At 66.0% G+C, this 16,089-nt stretch carries 13 protein-coding genes; 6 read left to right on the top strand and 7 right to left on the bottom strand.

Going from position 1 to position 16,089, the window contains the following annotated elements:
- The first annotated feature begins 72 nt into the window (after positions 1-72).
- Positions 73-1,125, top strand: coding sequence for an FUSC family protein (locus LFT49_RS10525; protein WP_237430505.1), 1,053 nt, complete (start codon positions 73-75; stop codon positions 1,123-1,125).
- A 22-nt stretch (positions 1,126-1,147) separates the two neighbouring features.
- On the opposite strand, the gene LFT49_RS10520 is transcribed toward LFT49_RS10525, so the two are convergent.
- From LFT49_RS10520 to LFT49_RS10510, 3 genes are read right to left on the bottom strand one after another with little or no spacing between them, the layout of a single operon-like run.
- Positions 1,148-2,059 (bottom strand): MaoC family dehydratase, encoded by a 912-nt coding sequence (locus LFT49_RS10520; RefSeq protein ID WP_237428171.1) that lies wholly within the window; start codon positions 2,057-2,059, stop codon positions 1,148-1,150.
- The gene (locus tag LFT49_RS10515; RefSeq protein ID WP_237428170.1) at positions 2,056-3,396 is read right to left on the bottom strand and encodes a 3-oxoacyl-ACP reductase; all 1,341 of its coding nucleotides are present in this window, start codon (positions 3,394-3,396) and stop codon (positions 2,056-2,058) included. The genes LFT49_RS10520 and LFT49_RS10515 overlap by 4 nt, the downstream gene beginning before the upstream one ends.
- 8 nt (positions 3,397-3,404) lie before the next feature.
- Positions 3,405-4,760 carry an acetyl-CoA C-acetyltransferase gene (locus LFT49_RS10510; RefSeq protein WP_236802717.1) on the bottom strand — a complete coding sequence of 452 codons (1,356 nt, stop codon included), beginning with the start codon at positions 4,758-4,760 and terminating at the stop codon, positions 3,405-3,407.
- Between the two features lie 19 nt (positions 4,761-4,779).
- On the opposite strand from LFT49_RS10510, the gene LFT49_RS10505 reads away from it, so the two are divergent.
- The gene (locus LFT49_RS10505; RefSeq protein WP_442863706.1) at positions 4,780-5,550 is read left to right on the top strand and encodes a TetR/AcrR family transcriptional regulator; all 771 of its coding nucleotides are present in this window, start codon (positions 4,780-4,782) and stop codon (positions 5,548-5,550) included.
- 1 nt (position 5,551) lies between these two features.
- Entirely contained in the window at positions 5,552-7,666 is a 2,115-nt protein-coding gene (locus LFT49_RS10500) for an acyl-CoA dehydrogenase family protein (RefSeq protein ID WP_237428168.1), read from the top strand.
- A gap of 103 nt (positions 7,667-7,769) precedes the next feature.
- On the opposite strand, the gene glgA is transcribed toward LFT49_RS10500, so the two are convergent.
- Positions 7,770-8,975: a glycogen synthase gene (glgA, locus tag LFT49_RS10495; RefSeq protein WP_236802712.1), complete on the bottom strand. Its 1,206-nt coding sequence runs from the start codon at positions 8,973-8,975 to the stop codon at positions 7,770-7,772.
- A gap of 102 nt (positions 8,976-9,077) precedes the next feature.
- Here glgA and glgC point away from each other — a divergent pair, with 102 nt between their 5' ends.
- From glgC to LFT49_RS10480, 3 genes are all read left to right on the top strand, one after another.
- The gene (glgC, locus tag LFT49_RS10490; RefSeq protein WP_237428167.1) at positions 9,078-10,487 is read left to right on the top strand and encodes a glucose-1-phosphate adenylyltransferase; all 1,410 of its coding nucleotides are present in this window, start codon (positions 9,078-9,080) and stop codon (positions 10,485-10,487) included.
- Positions 10,488-10,583: 96 nt separating this feature from the next.
- Entirely contained in the window at positions 10,584-12,035 is a 1,452-nt protein-coding gene (locus LFT49_RS10485) for an SDR family NAD(P)-dependent oxidoreductase (protein ID WP_237428166.1), read from the top strand.
- A 19-nt stretch (positions 12,036-12,054) separates the two neighbouring features.
- Complete coding sequence (locus LFT49_RS10480) at positions 12,055-12,525, top strand: pyridoxamine 5'-phosphate oxidase family protein (protein ID WP_236821963.1); 471 nt, start codon at positions 12,055-12,057, stop codon at positions 12,523-12,525.
- Between the two features lie 70 nt (positions 12,526-12,595).
- Here LFT49_RS10480 and LFT49_RS10475 read toward each other — a convergent pair whose 3' ends face one another.
- From LFT49_RS10475 to LFT49_RS10465, 3 genes are all read right to left on the bottom strand, one after another.
- Positions 12,596-13,447, bottom strand: coding sequence for a transglutaminase family protein (locus tag LFT49_RS10475; protein ID WP_236802706.1), 852 nt, complete (start codon positions 13,445-13,447; stop codon positions 12,596-12,598).
- Positions 13,444-14,370, bottom strand: a complete 927-nt coding sequence (locus tag LFT49_RS10470; protein ID WP_142133862.1) for an alpha-E domain-containing protein — start codon at positions 14,368-14,370, stop codon at positions 13,444-13,446. The genes LFT49_RS10475 and LFT49_RS10470 overlap by 4 nt, the downstream gene beginning before the upstream one ends.
- A 78-nt stretch (positions 14,371-14,448) precedes the next feature.
- Complete coding sequence (locus tag LFT49_RS10465) at positions 14,449-16,005, bottom strand: circularly permuted type 2 ATP-grasp protein (protein ID WP_236802704.1); 1,557 nt, start codon at positions 16,003-16,005, stop codon at positions 14,449-14,451.
- Between the last annotated feature and the right edge of the window lie 84 nt (positions 16,006-16,089).

Here is a 16,089-nt window from a genome sequence, read left to right as displayed (position 1 = left end):
GTCCGGATGGGCAATACTCAGGCACGGCCGGATGCACGGTGGGCTCGGGGGACCCAACTACTCAAACAATCGGTGGCGGGACTCTCTGCCGCCTTCGCAGCACAGCGGCTTCAGCTGGCTGCCAAAGCGGCTCTCGCCGCGGGGCTGGCTTTCGCCATCGCTCCCCACATGCCGGGCGCGGCGTCGCACTACGCCTACTACGCGCCGCTGGGTGCACTGGTGGCGATGTACCACAATGTCGCCGGGTCGGTGAAGCAAGGGGCGCAGGCTTTGGCGGGGCTTGCGATGGGGATTGGCCTCGCTTTCGTCCTGGTGAGCATCAGCGAGCCCTCACCCCTGACAGTCGCCCTTTTCATGGGGGTGGGAGTGCTGTTGGGCGGGTTGCCGGGCATCGGCTCAGGCAGCGATTGGATTCCGACGGCGGCACTCCTGGTGCTGCTGGTGGGCGGCAGCAATGCCGATGACTTTTCCTACGGTTACCTGGTGCAGATGGCTGCCGGCGTGGCGGTGGGCATCGCGGTAAATTTTCTGATCTTCCCGCCGCTACACTTCAACGCGGCCGCCTCCAGCCTTGCAGACCTGCGGCTCGCACTGGGACGGCAACTGACCGACATGGGCGCGGCCCTGAAGGAAAAATGGCCGCCTGAGCATGAGGACTGGTCGCGCAGGTCGGACGAACTGGCCGAGGCGGCCAGGTCGGTGCGGCACCTGGTCAAGGAAGCCGACGCAAGCCGCCGGGCGAATCCGCGCCGGAAACTGCACCCGCGCGACATGGACCAGGATTACCGCGACCTGCAGGACCTGGAGCGCGTTACGTTCCACATCCAGGACATGACCGATGTGCTTTCCGATGTGATCTGGGAAGACGACGTACCGTACGCCATCCCGTTGCAGGACAACGAACCGCTGGCAGACGCCGTCACCGCAACCGGAGAGCTGCTGTCGGTCGATTCCTGCGGCGACACCGGGTCCCGGAAGGACGCGTATGCAACCGCCAAAGCGGCGGTGGAGGCCTGTATGGCCGCCACCGCCGGAAGGCCTGCGGCGCAGGGAACGGTCCCTGCCTCCGAGTCGGTCCTGCTCAGCCTTCACCGGATCCTGCGGGCGGTGCGGCCGAAGGACTAAGCCCGGAATCCGGCGCCACGAGCTACAGCGCTGAAACAGTGCCGGTGAAGTGGCGCCGCCCGGAGCGCGGACTCCACGCAACAAAGTTGGAGTGCTTCCACGCCCCTGAACCGCTTTGTTCGGTTTCGATCTCCAGAGCCACCCGGGACGGCAGGAAGACCGGCGCTTCGAAGTCCACGTCCCAGATGAAGGAATCGCCCCGGGCGGGTCCCACATCTGCAAGGGCCCGCGAGGCCAGGTACATGCCGTGCGCGATTGAACGGCGCAGCCCCAGCGCTTTGGCCGAGAGCACACTCAGGTGTATGGGGTTGAAGTCCCCCGATACGGCGGCATAGGCACGTCCGGCATCCACTCCCAGCTGCCACAGGGCTGTTGGGTCAGGTGCGGTGAAGTCTGCCTTTGCCGGGATGGCAGTGGGTTTGTCGATCCCGGGCAGGAACACGCCCTTGGCCAGGTAGGTGGACACCCCGCGCCAGTGCACCTCCCCAGAGCCGGCAGGCCGGACCTCCGCCACAACGTCCACCTGGGTGCCTGCACGGTGTCCGCGCAAATTTTCCACCTTGGCGGTCATGTCCAGAAGGTCGGTGAAGACCAATGGCGACCTCTGCTCCACGCTGTTGCGCAAATGGATCATTCCCAGCAGGGGCAGCGGAAAGTCGTCCCGGTTCATGACGCTCATGGCCAGGGGAAATGCGATGGCGTGGATGAAACCGGCCGGCAGGACGTCGCTGGCCGTCTCACCGATCAGATGCTGGTAGGCGGTGAGGTTTTCAACGTTGACAGCCACGCCCCTGACTTCATGGCTTTCAGCCGGAAGGACTGACGTGTCGTGGTTTCCCAGCAGCCTGCGGCGTGCTGCCATCGCGGCCGCATTGACGTAGAGCTTGGACAGGGAGGGCATTTCGGCCAGGATTACTGGTTGCTGGACTGTCATGCCCCCACCAGGTTCTGCCCGCACACCCGCAGCACCTCCCCGTTGATGCCGCCCGCGGCGTCGCTGGCCAGGAAAGCGATGGTTTCCGCAACGTCGGAGGGAAGGCCGCCCTGCTGGAGCGAATTGAGCCGCCGTGCCACCTCGCGCACGGCAAGGGGGATCCGGGCCGTCATCTCGGTTTCGATGAAACCGGGCGCCACCGCGTTGATGGTGCCGCCGAGGGACGCGAACAGCGGGGCGCTGGCCCGGACCATTCCCATCACTCCCCCCTTGGATGCGGCGTAGTTGGTCTGTCCCCTGTTACCGGCGATGCCGCTGGTGGAGGCAACTGACACGATACGCGGCGCAGGCCCCAAATGCCCGGATTGCAGCAGTGCCTCGTTGATCCGGAGCTGGGCCGCAATGTTGATGTTGATGACACTGTTCCACCGTGCCTGGTCCATGTTGGCCAGCAGCTTATCCCGGGTGATACCCGCGTTATGCACCACGATGTCCAGCCGGCCGTGCCGCTGGACGGCATGGCCGATAATCCGTTGTCCCGCGTCCTCGCCGGTGATGTCCAGCTGCAGGGCAGTGCCCCGCACCTCGTTGGCTACGGACGCCAGCTGGTCCCCGGCCGCCGGGATGTCCACCAAGATCAGTGTGGCTCCATCGCGGTGCAGGGTCCGGGCAATCTGGGCTCCGATGCCGCGGGCAGCGCCGGTGACGACGGCAACTTTTCCTTCCAGCGGCCGTTGGGGGTCAGCGGGAAGCCCGCCGTCCTCCGTTGAAACCTTCAGGAACTGGCCGTCCACGAACGCGGACCGGGCGGAAAGGAAGAACCTGATGGCACCGAGGGTGCTGGGACTGATGGATGTGGTGCCGTCTGCCAGGAGTACGCCGTTACCCGCTGCCCCTGCCCGCAGTTCCTTGGCAAGGGAACGCAGGAAGCCATCCACCCCCTGCCGTGCCGCAGCGGTTTCGGGTGAGGTCGCCTCCGCTGCGGGACGCGACAAGGTGATGATCCGGCCACCTGGCCGCAGGTCCCGGAGCGAGCCGGCCGCGGCCAGTACGGGCTTTTCCAGCTCTGCCGGGTGCTCCACCTCGTCGAGGACCAGGATGATGGCGCCGAGTTTTTCGGCCGGGACAGCGTGCCGCCTGACGTCAAGGTCCCAGGACAGCAGTTCCGCGGCCAGTTTGTCTGCCCCTGCAGTATCCCCCACGACGACGACGGGTCCCGTCACCAGCGGCTGGCCCGGCTCGTAGCGGCGCAGGACAGCGGGCTGCGGAAGGCCGAGCTTCTTTGCCAGGTTGCGGCCCAGGCCGCTGTTGACCAGTTGCGTGTATTTATCTGCCATGCCGCCCCCTACAGAGATTCCAGGATCGCGACGACGCCCTGGCCGCCGGCTGCGCAAACGGACACCAGGCCGCGGGCAGGACGGCCGGTGGAAGCCGCCTTGGCGTGCAGCATCTTGGCCAGGGTGGCGACGATGCGGCCGCCGGTTGCGGCGAACGGGTGGCCCGCCGCCAGCGAAGACCCGTTGACGTTGAGGCGTGATCGGTCAATGCTGCCGAACGCACCTTCCAGGCCCAGGCGGGTGCGGCCGAACTCCTCGTCCTCCCATGCAGCCAGTGTGCTGAGGACAGTGGCGGCAAAGGCTTCGTGAATCTCGAAGTAGTCAAAGTCAGCAAGCGTTAGGTTTTGCCGGGCCAGGAGCCGTGGCACAGCGAACACGGGCGCCATCAGCAACCCGTCCTTGCCGTGCACAAAATCCACCGCAGCAGCCTCGGCGTCAACCACGGCGGCCAGCTTGGGCAGGTCCCGGGCGTCTGCCCATTCGTCGGAAGCCAGCAACACCGTGGAGGCCCCGTCCGTCAGCGGCGTGGAGTTGCCTGCGGTCATGGTGGCATCTGCACCGAGGTTGCGGCCAAAGACCGGCTTCAGGGAAGCGAGCTTTTCCTTTGAGGTATCGGCGCGGAGGTTCGCGTCGCGCGTCAGCCCGCGGTACGGGGTCAGCAGGTCATCAAAGAAACCTGAATCGTAAGCGGCGGCCAGGTTGTGGTGGCTGTTCAAGGCCAGCTCGTCCTGGGCTTCGCGGGAGATTTTCCACTGTGCGGTGGTGAGGGCCTGGTGCTCGCCCATGGTCAGGCCGGTACGCGGCTCTCCCGTACCGGGGGCCAGCGGCGCCAAGTCCTTGGGTCGCAGCCGGCTCAGGATCTGCAGCCGCTGGGGAAGTGTCTTGGCGCGGTGCAGGTCCAGGATCACCTCGCGAAGACCTTCGCTGACAACCACCGGTGCGTCGGATGCCGAATCAACGCCGCCGGCGATGGCCGAGTCGATTTGACCCAGCTTGATCTTGTTCGACAGCCCCACAACCGTTTCAAGGCCTGTGGCACATGCCTGCTGGAGGTCGTAGACGGGAGTCTCGGCCGAGAGTGCCGTGCCGAGTACGGCTTCCCTGGTGAGGTTGAAATCTTTGGAATGCTTGAGCACCGCGCCCGCTGCCACCTGGCCGATCCGCTCGTCCTGAAGTCCGAAGCGTGCGATCAGGCCGTCCAAGGCAGCGGTCAGCATGTCCTGGTTGGAAGACTTTGCATAGGCGCCGCCGGCGCGGGCGAACGGAATCCTGTTTCCGCCGACGACCACCGCCCTGCGGGTTGGCGGGACGGCGGCTGAGGCTGATCCATCAGGCGCGGGGGTGGACTGTCCGTCTATGGACATGGAAGGCTCCTCGGGTCACATGCGGTTACCGATACCCAGCGTACCTGATACGCTGGGTATCGTGAACTTTCAGGACACAAACATCTCTCCTTCCATCAGGCTTCAACAACCCGCAAGCCCGGACGGGCGCTCCTCGCGCTGGCAAAGCCACCGCGAGGAACGGCGCACAGAACTGATCAAGCAGGCCCGCCGGGCAGTGCATGCACTGGGCAGCGACGCCTCGATGGAGGACATCGCAACTGCCGCCGGGACCTCCAAATCGGTCTTCTACCGCTACTTTGGGGACAAAGCCGGGCTGCAGCAGGCTGTGGGAGAAGTGGTCCTCAGCCAGATGCAGCACCGCATCCAGGAAGCTGCGCAAAGTGCCGTCACACCTCGGGAAGGGCTGCTGGCGATGGTATCGGCCTACCTGCAAATGGCGGACACCAGCCCCAACGTCTATGCGTTTGTCACAAGCTATGCGCCGGCTGACCAGCCCGGCCCCGCTCATCCTGCAGCCGCAGGCGGCCCGCTGGGGCACTTCTTCGACGCCATCGCGGACATGATCGCCAAACCGATGCGCTCGCACCTGGGCGACGTCGGAGAAGCCGTCATCGGCTACTGGCCCAAGGCGGCCATCGGACTGGTGCGGAATGCCGGCGAACAGTGGCTCAGCACCCCCGAGTCCCCTGCCAAGCCGACCCAGGAGACCATGGCGCGCCAGATCACGGCGTGGCTGTGCGTTGGCATAGCCCCTGAGCTCACCCCTGCTTCACCAACCACCAAGTTATCCGCCAAAGAAGGACTGTGACATGACTGATGTAGTGGAACGCCAAGCCGGCAAGGGCCTCCGCCCCGCGGCAACGCCTGCCGCCACTCCGGACAAAAGCTCCGAACCCGCCGTCGACGTCGAGGCATTGGGCAGGCAGCTCCTGGGAAAGTGGGCCGACGTCCGCCGCCAGGCGCGGGACCTGGCAGCCAGGCCGGAACTGCACAAAGTGGAGGGCCTGACCCACACGGACCACCGTGAACGCGTCTTCGGCCAGCTCAAATACCTCGTGGACAATGAGGCCGTGCACCGCGCCTTCCCGTCTGACCTGGGCGGCTCGGACGACCACGGCGGAAACATCGCAGGTTTTGAGGAACTGGTGGTGGCCGACCCCTCGCTCCAGATCAAGGCCGGCGTCCAGTGGGGACTCTTCGGTTCCGCGGTGATGCACTTGGGCACGGCTGAACACCACGCGAAGTGGCTGCCGGGAATCATGAGCCTCGAGATCCCCGGCTGCTTCGCCATGACCGAGACCGGCCACGGCTCAGATGTGGCCAGCATCGCCACCACCGCCAACTACGATCCCGACACCGAAGAATTCGTCATCCATACCCCCTTCCGGGCGGCCTGGAAGGACTACATCGGCAACGCCGCCACTGACGGGCTGGGCGCCGTGGTCTTCGCCCAGCTGGTCACCCGCAGCGTGAACCATGGAGTCCACGCCTTCTACGTGGACCTGCGGGACCCCCGGACCAAGAAGTTCCTGCCCGGCATTGGCGGCGAGGACGACGGCATCAAGGGTGGCCTCAACGGCATCGACAACGGCCGCCTGCACTTCACCAACGTCCGCATCCCCAGGACCAACCTCCTGAACCGGTATGGCAACGTTGACGTGGACGGAAACTACACCTCGCCCATCACCAGCCCCGGCCGGCGCTTCTTCACCATGCTGGGCACCCTGGTCCAGGGTCGGGTATCACTGGACGGTGCCGCCGTCGCCGCCTCCAAGGTGGCTTTGAAGGCGGCCATCCAGTACGCCACCGAGCGCCGCCAGTTCAATGCCTCCTCCCACACCGAGGAGGAAGTCCTGCTTGACTACCAGCGCCACCAGCGGCGGTTGTTCACCCGGCTGGCCACCACCTACGCGGCCGCCTTCGCCCATGAACAGCTGCTGGAGAAGTTCGATGACGTCTTCTCCGGTGCCCACGACACCGACGCGGACCGCCAGGATCTGGAAACGCTGGCTGCAGCGCTGAAGCCGCTGAGCACCTGGCACGCCCTGGACACCCTGCAGGAATGCCGGGAGGCCTGTGGCGGGGCCGGGTTCCTGATCGAAAACCGCTTCGCCTCGCTGCGTGCGGACCTGGACGTGTACGCCACGTTCGAGGGCGACAACACCGTTTTGCTTCAGCTGGTGGCCAAGCGCCTGCTGGCTGATTACGCCAAGGAATTCCGCAGCGTCGACTTCGGCGTCCTGGCCCGCTACGTGGTGAACCAGGCAGCCGGCGTCGCAGTCCACCGCACCGGCCTGCGCCAGGTGGCCCAGTTCATGGCGGACACCGGATCGGTCCAGAAGGCCGCGATCGCGTTGCGGGACGAGGAAAGCCAGCGTGCGCTCCTCACGGACCGGGTGCAGACCATGGTGGCTGAGGCAGGAGCTGCCCTCAAGGGCAGCAAGCGGCTGCCGCAGGACAAGGGCGCCGCCCTGTTCAACCGGCACCAGAACGAACTCATCGACGCCGCCCAGGCACATGCCGAACTGCTGCAGTGGGAGGCCTTCACGGAGGCCCTCCATCAGGTGTCGGACCCGGGAACCAGGAAAGTGTTGACCTGGCTGCGTGACCTGTTCGGCCTGTCGCTGATCGAAAAGAACCTGTCCTGGTACCTGATGAACGGCCGCCTTTCCATGCAGCGGGCCCGCACGGTGGGCGGCTACATCAACCGGCTGCTGGAGAAGATCCGTCCGCACGCGCTGGACCTGGTGGAGGCCTTTGGATACGGCGAGGACCACGTCCGTGCAGCCATTGCCACCGGTGCCGAAAAGACGCGCCAGGACGAAGCCCGGGCGCATTTCCGGAACCAGCGTGCCAGCGGCCAATCCCCGGTGGATGAGAAGGTGCTGATCGCCCGGACCGCTGCCGGAGGCCGGAAGGGCTGACCTGCCGGGAGCGCCCAAGGCACTCCAGGCAATGCCGGGAAATTACGACGGCGCCGCTCCCCTATCAAGGGGAGCGGCGCCGTCGTTATTTGTACTTGGACGATCAGCCGGCGGCCGGCAGTACCGAGCGGTACACCTCAAGGGTGGTCTCGGTGATGGACTCCCAGGAGAAGTGCTTTTCGGCGCGTTCCCGGCCGGCGCGTCCCATGGCGCGGGCGCGGTCGGGATCGGACACCACCTCGGTGAGGGCGGCAGCAAACTCCTTGACGAACTTCTCCGGATCCAGGGGCGTGCCCGTGCCGTCCGTCACCTGCTCCAGGTCGACCAGCAGTCCGGTGCGGCCATGCTCCACGACCTCGGGGATGCCGCCGGTGGCACTGGCCACCACCGCCGCCCCACAGGCCATGGCTTCAAGGTTGACGATGCCCAGCGGCTCGTAAATGGAGGGGCAGGCGAACGCGGTAGCGTGGCTGAGCACCTGGATGAGCTCGTGGCGCGGCAGCATCCGCTCGATCAGCACCACGCCCGTGCGCTGCTTCTGCAGGTCCTCGATCAGGGCCGCGGTCTCTGCTGCGAGTTCCGGGGTGTCGGCCGCGCCGAGGCACAGGACCAGCTGGACATCGGCCGGCAGCTTCGCCGCCGCCCTCAGGAGGTAGGGGACGCCCTTCTGGCGTGTGTTTCTTCCCACAAAGACGACGCTCGGCTTGGCCGGGTCGATGCCCAGGGCACGGACGGCGTCGTCGTTTTCGTCACGCTGCCACAGCTCCACGTCGATGCCGTTGTGCACCACCCGGACCTTCGCCGGGTCCACGTTGGGGTAACTGCGCAGGATGTCCTGGCGCATGCCTTCAGACACCGCGATGATCGCGGCCGCAGCTTCATAGGCTGTCTTCTCCACCCAGGAGGAGAGGGCATAGCCGCCACCGAGCTGCTCAGCCTTCCAGGGCCGCAGCGGCTCGAGGCTGTGGGCGCTGAGGACGTGCGGGATTCCGTGGAGCAGAGACGCCAGATGGCCTGCCATGTTGGCGTACCAGGTGTGCGAATGGACCAGGTCCGCGCCTTGGACGTCCGGCACAATGCGCAGGTCCACACCCAGGGTCTGGACCGCCGCGTTCGCCCCGCCGAGGTCTTCCGGGACCTGGTAGGACGTTACCGTCGCGCCATGATAGTCGGCGTCACGGGGAGCGCCAAAAGCACGAACCTGCAGGTCAACGTGCTTACTAAGCACCCTGCTCAATTCGGCTACATGCACCCCGGCGCCACCGTAGATCTCCGGCGGGAACTCTTTAGTCACAATGTCTATTCGCACAAGACCCAAGGTAGTCGTTCACGGATAACTGTTCTAGTGTGAAGGAGTCCGGGCATACCGGACTGTCTTGGGGAGTTACGAAGGCGTACAGGAGCGACCATCATGCCGTTAACCAAAAAAGTCCTGGCCATTGTCCTCGCAGGCGGCGAGGGAAACAGGCTTATGCCACTGACGGCAGACCGGGCCAAGCCCGCCGTGCCCTTCGCCGGCAGCTACCGCCTCATCGACTTCGCGCTGTCCAACCTGGTGAATTCCCGCTACCTGCAGATCGTGGTGCTGACCCAGTACAAGTCGCACAGCCTGGACCGGCACATTTCAGAGACCTGGCGGATGTCCACCCAGCTCGGCAACTACATCGCTTCTGTCCCGGCGCAGCAGCGCGTGGGCAAGAGCTGGTTCCTGGGCAGTGCCAACGCCATCTACCAGTCCCTGAACCTCATCCATGACGCCAACCCGGACATCGTGGTGGTGGTCGGCGCGGACCACGTGTACCGGATGGACTTCGCCCAGATGGTTGCCCAGCACGTCAACAGCGGTGCCAAGGCCACCGTGGCCGCAGTACGGCAGCCGCTGCACATGGCCAACCAGTTTGGCGTCATCGAAACGGACCAGAACGACCCCCAGAAGATCGCGGCGTTCGTGGAAAAGCCCGCCAGCACCCCCGGTCTTGCCGCGGACCCCTCCCAGTTCCTCGCCTCCATGGGCAACTACGTTTTTGATGCCGACGCCCTGGTGGCCGCGCTGCACGTGGACGCCGAGCGCCTGGACACCAAGCACGACATGGGCGGGGACATCATCCCCTACTTCGTCAAACGCGGCGAGGCAGGTGTCTACGACTTCACGCTCAACGACATCCCCGGCTCGACCGAACGCGACCGCACCTACTGGCGCGACGTAGGCACCATCGACTCCTTCTATGACGCCCACATCGACCTCATCTCCCCGCTGCCGGTCTTCAACCTCTACAACTCCGAGTGGCCCATCTACACCCGCCAGAGCATTTCGCCGCCGGCCAAGTTCGTCCGCGGCAAGAACAACACCGTGGGCACGGCGCTGGACTCCATCGTCGCCAACGGCGTGGTGATTTCCGGCGGCGTGGTGGAAGGCTCGGTGCTGTCCAACGACGTCTACGTGGCCACCAGCGGCCGCGTCATCGACTCGGTGCTGATGGACAAGGTGCAGGTGGGCGAAGGGGCAGTGATCAACCGCGCCATCCTGGACAAGAACGTCAAGGTCCCCGCGGGAGCCGCCATTGGACTCGACCCGGACCTTGACCGGGCCCGCGGCTTCAAGGTCACCGAATCCGGCATTACCGTCCTGTCCAAGGGCCAGGAGGTCCCGGAGCCGGGCGAGGAAGAACGGAAGCTCGCGGCGAAGCATGTCGGCGTCCTGCCCAGTGCGATCAGGGCCGCCGCGGAGCAGTACCCCGACATGCGCGAGGCCGCGGACAAGGTTGCCGGCACGCATGCTGCCGCAGCCGCGGAGGCCGCGCCGGCCGGCAGGGTTTCCTGACGCCCGAGTCGCCGCCGCTTTACCCGCAGTAAGCCAGCAGGCCGGGGCACCACCGATGGTGCCCCGGCCTGCGGCGTACGCTGTAAAATTTTCCCAATGAGCTCCCCCGATCTGACCCCTGAGGACATCCAGGCCTGCCTCAAGGTCCTGAACACCATCCACGCGTACGACGAGGAGCACCCGGACTACCTTGCAGTCCGCCGTGCGACGGGAAAGATGTTCAAGGCGGTCAAGCGCCACCGCAGGGTCACCAAGCGCGATTCGATCGCCGAGGCTGACCGCGCCGTTATCGCCCAGACCGCCACGGCCGCGCCGGACCGGATCGATGACGAGACCCGCGGCAACAAGCTGGCACCGTCCACCACCGGCAAGGTTGCAGGCCACCTCATCAGGTCCCGCCCCTGCTACATCTGCAAGCAGCACTACACCCAGGTGGACGCGTTCTACCACCAGCTGTGCCCCAAATGCGCCGCCTTCAGCCACAGCAAGCGCGACGCCCGGACGGACCTCACCGGGCGCCGGGCCCTGCTCACCGGCGGCCGCGCCAAGATCGGGATGTACATCGCCCTGCGCCTGCTGCGCGATGGAGCGCACACCACCATCACCACCCGGTTCCCCAAGGACGCAGCCCGGCGCTTCGCCGCCATGGAGGACAGCGGCGAGTGGCTGCACCGGCTCCGGATCGTGGGCATTGACCTGCGCGATCCTGCCCAGGTCATGGCCCTCACCGACTCGCTCAATGAAGCCGGCCCGCTGGACATCATCATCAACAACGCCGCCCAGACAGTGCGCCGTTCCGGCAATGCCTACAAGCCCCTGGTCGATGCCGAGGACGAACCCCTCCCCGCGGCACTGGAGCACGCCAACGGCGGCCCGGAGCTGCTGACCTTCGGTCACGCCCATGACAAACACCCGCTGGCGATCGCCGGCAGCGTCACGGAACATCCCGTCCTGGCCGGCGACGCCGTCACCTCCCTCGCGCTGTCCACCGGGTCCGCCTCGCTGGAACGGATCGCCTCGGGCACGGCCATCGACGCCGGCGGGCTGGTTCCCGACTTGGCCACCATCAACAGCTGGACCCAAGTAGTGGACGAGGTGGATCCGCTCGAAATGCTCGAGGTGCAGCTCTGCAACGTCACCGCGCCGTTCCTGTTGGTCAGCCGCCTCCGCGACGCCATGAGGCGCTCCACTGCCCGGCGGAAGTACATCGTGAACGTCTCCGCCATGGAGGGCCAGTTCTCCCGCGCATATAAGGGGCCGGGGCACCCCCACACGAACATGGCCAAGGCCGCCCTGAACATGATGACGCGCACCAGTGCCCAGGAAATGCTGGACACGGACGGAATCCTGATGACGGCCGTGGACACGGGCTGGATCACCGACGAACGTCCGCACTTCACCAAGGTCCGGCTGATGGAGGAAGGCTTCCACGCTCCCCTGGACCTGGTGGACGGCGCGGCCCGGGTCTACGATCCCATCGTCATGGGTGAAAAGGGCGAGGACCAGTACGGCGTTTTCCTGAAGGATTACAAGCCCAGCCCCTGGTGATGCGCGGTATGCTCACGGCATGAGCAACGAGTCATCCAGCCAAGTGCAGAACCTCGAACACCACGAATGCTGGGCCATGCTGCGGACGGTGTCCGTGGGCAGGCTGGCAGTGCTGGCGGACGGCCGTCCGGATATCTTCCCGGTGAACTACACCGTGGACGGCGGCACGCTGGTTTTCCGGACCGCCCAGGGAACCAAGCTGTCCGCAGCCACCGGAGGCGAGGCCGCCGTTGCCGTGGAGGCAGACGGGGTGGACCCGGACACGGGATTGGCCTGGAGCGTAGTGGTCAAGGGCACCGCCGCCCTGGTCAAAAGCACCGAAGAAGTGCTGGAGACGTCCCGCCTGTACCTTTTCCCGTGGCAAGCGGGGCGGAAAGACGCCTTTGTCCGCATCACGCCGGATTCGGTGACGGGGCGCCGCTTCAAGGTCACGGATCCGATGACCTGGTGGACGCAGATCAACGGCTCTGCCAAGGCGTCGCAGGAATAGGCCCAAAGCCGGTCAACAACAAATTACGACGACGGGTTCCCCGGCCAGGAAGGCCGGGGAACCCGCCGTGTCAAGCCAGTTGGGTGATTTCCACGCTTACTTTGAGGGCGGACCCGCCGCCCCCGGACAGGATGCCCTTCAGCGGGGGCACGTCCCGGTAATCGCGGCCCCGGGCCACGGTGACGTGGAAGTCTCCGGCGGGCTTGTGGTTGGTGGGGTCCCAGCTGCGCCAGTCCCCGTCCCACCATTCAAGCCAGGCGTGCGACTGCCCGGCAACGGTCTCCCCGATGCCGGCGCTGGAGCGCGGGTGCAGATAGCCGGAGACGTAGCGCGCGGGAATGCCGCAGCTGCGCAGGGCGCCGATGGCCAGGTGGGCAAGGTCCTGGCACACGCCCTTGCGCTGCCCCCAGGCCTCCTCGGCGTTGGTGGTGACGGCGGTGGAACCGGACATGTAGGTCATCTCCCCGCGCATCCAGGCGAAGACGGCCATGGCCGCCTCATGCGGGTTCTTCCCGGCCACGACATCCGGGATGATCCCCAGCACTTCGTCGCCCGGGCCGCTCAAGCGTGACTGCGGCAGCCAGTCACTGAAGGCATCAAGGGTTTCCGGGGACTTCAGGTCCTCCCAGCCCACGATGTCGGCTTCCGCCGGGATCTTCTCCGCCCGGTGCACCTCGACGGTGATGTTGGAAACCACCTCAAGGCTCTCGTGCGGCATCTGCATGTCGAAGGCGGTGACCCTGGTCCCCCAGTAGTCACGGTAGGTGCTGACCGCCGCCTGCGACGGAGCCACCTTCACCACGGATTCCAGGACCACCTGCTGCGAATCGGTCAGCGGGGTCATCCGGGCCTCGTTGTAGGACAGGGTCACCCGCTTGTTGTACTTGTAGGCCGTCCTGTGGACGATGCTCAACCGGGTCATGACACTTCTCCCACCCAGGCAAGTTCATCCGCCTGATTGAAGTACTTACGGGAAATGGCGTCCGAGGCCTGGGACACTGCCTTCTGCACCCGTTCCATGTGTTCGGGCAGCTCGGACATGAGATCGTCCGTGCGGTGGAATTCCAGGAAGGTCCGGGCCTGCCCCACGATGCGGCGGGCGTCGTTGATGAAGCCCACGCGCTGCGCGGACGGGTCCAGCTTGGCCAGGCACTCGTCGGCGTCCCGCAGCGCATAGACGATGGACCGCGGAAAGAGCCGGTCCAGGAGCAGGAATTCGGCGGCATGCTGGTCGCCGAAGGCCGCGCGGCGGGTACGGAGGAAGGATTCGTAGGCGCCGGCGCAGCGGAGCATGTTGACCCACGACATGCCCGCGGAGAGCACGTCGCGGGTGGAGAGCATGCGTGCCGTCATGTCCGCGCGTTCCAGGGAACGGCCCAGGACCAGGAAGAGCCAGCTTTCGTCATGGCTCACCGTAGTGTCGGCAAGGCCGCTGACCATGGCCGTACGCTCCAGGGTCCAGTTGCAGAACCGGTAGGTGCCCACCACGTCCTTTCGGTGCTGGCTCAGCCCGTAGTAGGTGGTGTTCAGGCTCTCCCACAGTGCAGAAGACACGGTCTCCCGGGCCCGGCGCGCGTTTTCGCGGGCAGCACCCAGGGACCCGGCGATGGAGGTGGCACTGGTCTTGTCATAGGCCAGGGCGTGGAGCAGTTCCGGCAGGCCGAAGTCCTCGCTCTGCGGCCTGGCGCCCATGACGGCCAGGAGTTCCTGCGCCACGCTCTTGCGTTCCTCCATGGGGAGGTGGTTCAGGCGTTCCAGGTGGACGTCGAGGATGCGGGCGGTTCCGTCCGCCCGCTCCACGTAACGGCCGATCCAAAACAGGGACTCGGCAATACGGCTAAGCATTCGCGGCTACCTCCTGCGCGCCCGGAACTAAGTTGGAAAAGAAATGCCCGACGGCGGTCAGGTGTCCAGGTGCCCGGCTCACTGCTGCTGCTCCGACTGGCGGTCGCGCCAGTTGCTCTCGACAGGCCAGACGGAAACCCGTTCGCGGACGGTGACCGACTGCCGGGGAACGGTTTCCACCGGCATCTGGGGTGAGTCGGCCAGGACCCACGTGTCCTTGGACCCGCCGCCCTGGCTGGAATTGACGATCAGGGAGCCCTCCTTGAGCGCCACGCGGGTCAGGCCGCCGGGGAGCACCCAGACGTTGTCGCCGTCGTTCACCGCGAAGGGGCGGAGGTCCACGTGCCGGGGGCCGAACTTGTCGCCGCCCAGGGTGGGAACCGTGGAAAGCTGCAGCACCGGCTGGGCAATCCAGCCGCGGGGGTCGGCAATGATCCGCTGGCGGAGTGCGTCCAGTTCGTCGCGGGACGCGTCGGGGCCGATGACCAGGCCCTTTCCGCCGGAACCGTCCACGGGTTTGACCACCAGTTCCGCGAGGTTGTCCAGGGTGTACTCCCGGGCTTCCTTCTCCTCGAGGCGGTAGGTGTCCACGTTGGCGATGATGGGCTCCTCGCTGAGGTAGTAGCGGATCAGGTCAGGCACGTAACTGTAAACCAGTTTGTCGTCGGCAACGCCATTGCCCACCGCGTTGGCGATGGTGACGCCGCCGGCGCGGGCGGCGTTGACCAGGCCGGGGCAGCCGAGCATGGAGTCGGAGCGGAACTGCAACGGGTCCAGGAAGTCGTCGTCGATCCGCTTGTAGATCACGTCCACCCGCTGCTCGCCGGCCGTAGTCCGCATGTACACCCGGTTTCCGCGGCAGATCAGGTCGCGGCCCTCCACAAGCTCCACGCCCATGAGGCCGGCCAGGAGGGTGTGCTCAAAGTAGGCGCTGTTGAAGACGCCGGGGGTGAGGACGACGACGGTGGGATCGTCAACGCCGGCCGGCGCGGTTTTGCGCAGCGCCGAGAGCAGCCGGCGGGGGTATTCCTCCACCGGGCGGATCAGCTGCTGCCCGAAGGCTTCGGGCAGGCCCTTGGCCATGGCGCGGCGGTTCTCCAGCACGTAGCTGACGCCGGAGGGCACGCGCACGTTGTCTTCAAGGACCCGGAAGGTGCCTGCGGCGTCGCGGACGACGTCGATGCCGGAGATATGCACCCGGACGCCGCCCGCGGGCTCGAAACCGTGCACCTGCCGGTGGAAGTGCGCGCTGGTGGTCACCAGCTGACGCGGGATCACGCCATCGGACACCACGGTCATCTTGTCGTAGACGTCGTTCAGGAAGGCTTCCAGGGCGCGTACCCGCTGGGCGACGCCCCGTTCCAGGACATCCCACTCGGCAGCGGGGATGACCCGCGGGACGATATCGAGGGGAAAGGGCCGTTCCTCGCCCGCGTAGTCGAACGTGACACCGCGGTCCAGGAAGGTGCGGGCCATGGAGTCGGCGCGTGCGCTGACGTCCGCCAGGGAGAGCTTCCGGAGAGCCTCCGCCACCTGCCCGTACGAGTCCCTGGCCTGCTGTCCCGGGGCGAACATCTCGTCGTAGGCTCCGGTGCGGCCTGCGGCCTCGGAGTAATCCTGGAATAGGTCTGACATGTCCAATAGCCAACCATCTTTTTGTTTCGAATTCATTTACAGCCACCCATTGTGGCGTGTTGGCGCCGGTAGCCCGGTTCGTAC

Origin of the sequence: Arthrobacter sp. FW306-06-A (genome assembly GCF_021870055.1) — a bacterium.
GTDB lineage: Bacteria > Actinomycetota > Actinomycetes > Actinomycetales > Micrococcaceae > Arthrobacter.
The sequence above is the reverse complement of the archived record's forward strand: the minus strand, read 5'-3'. Positions and strand labels throughout refer to the sequence as shown.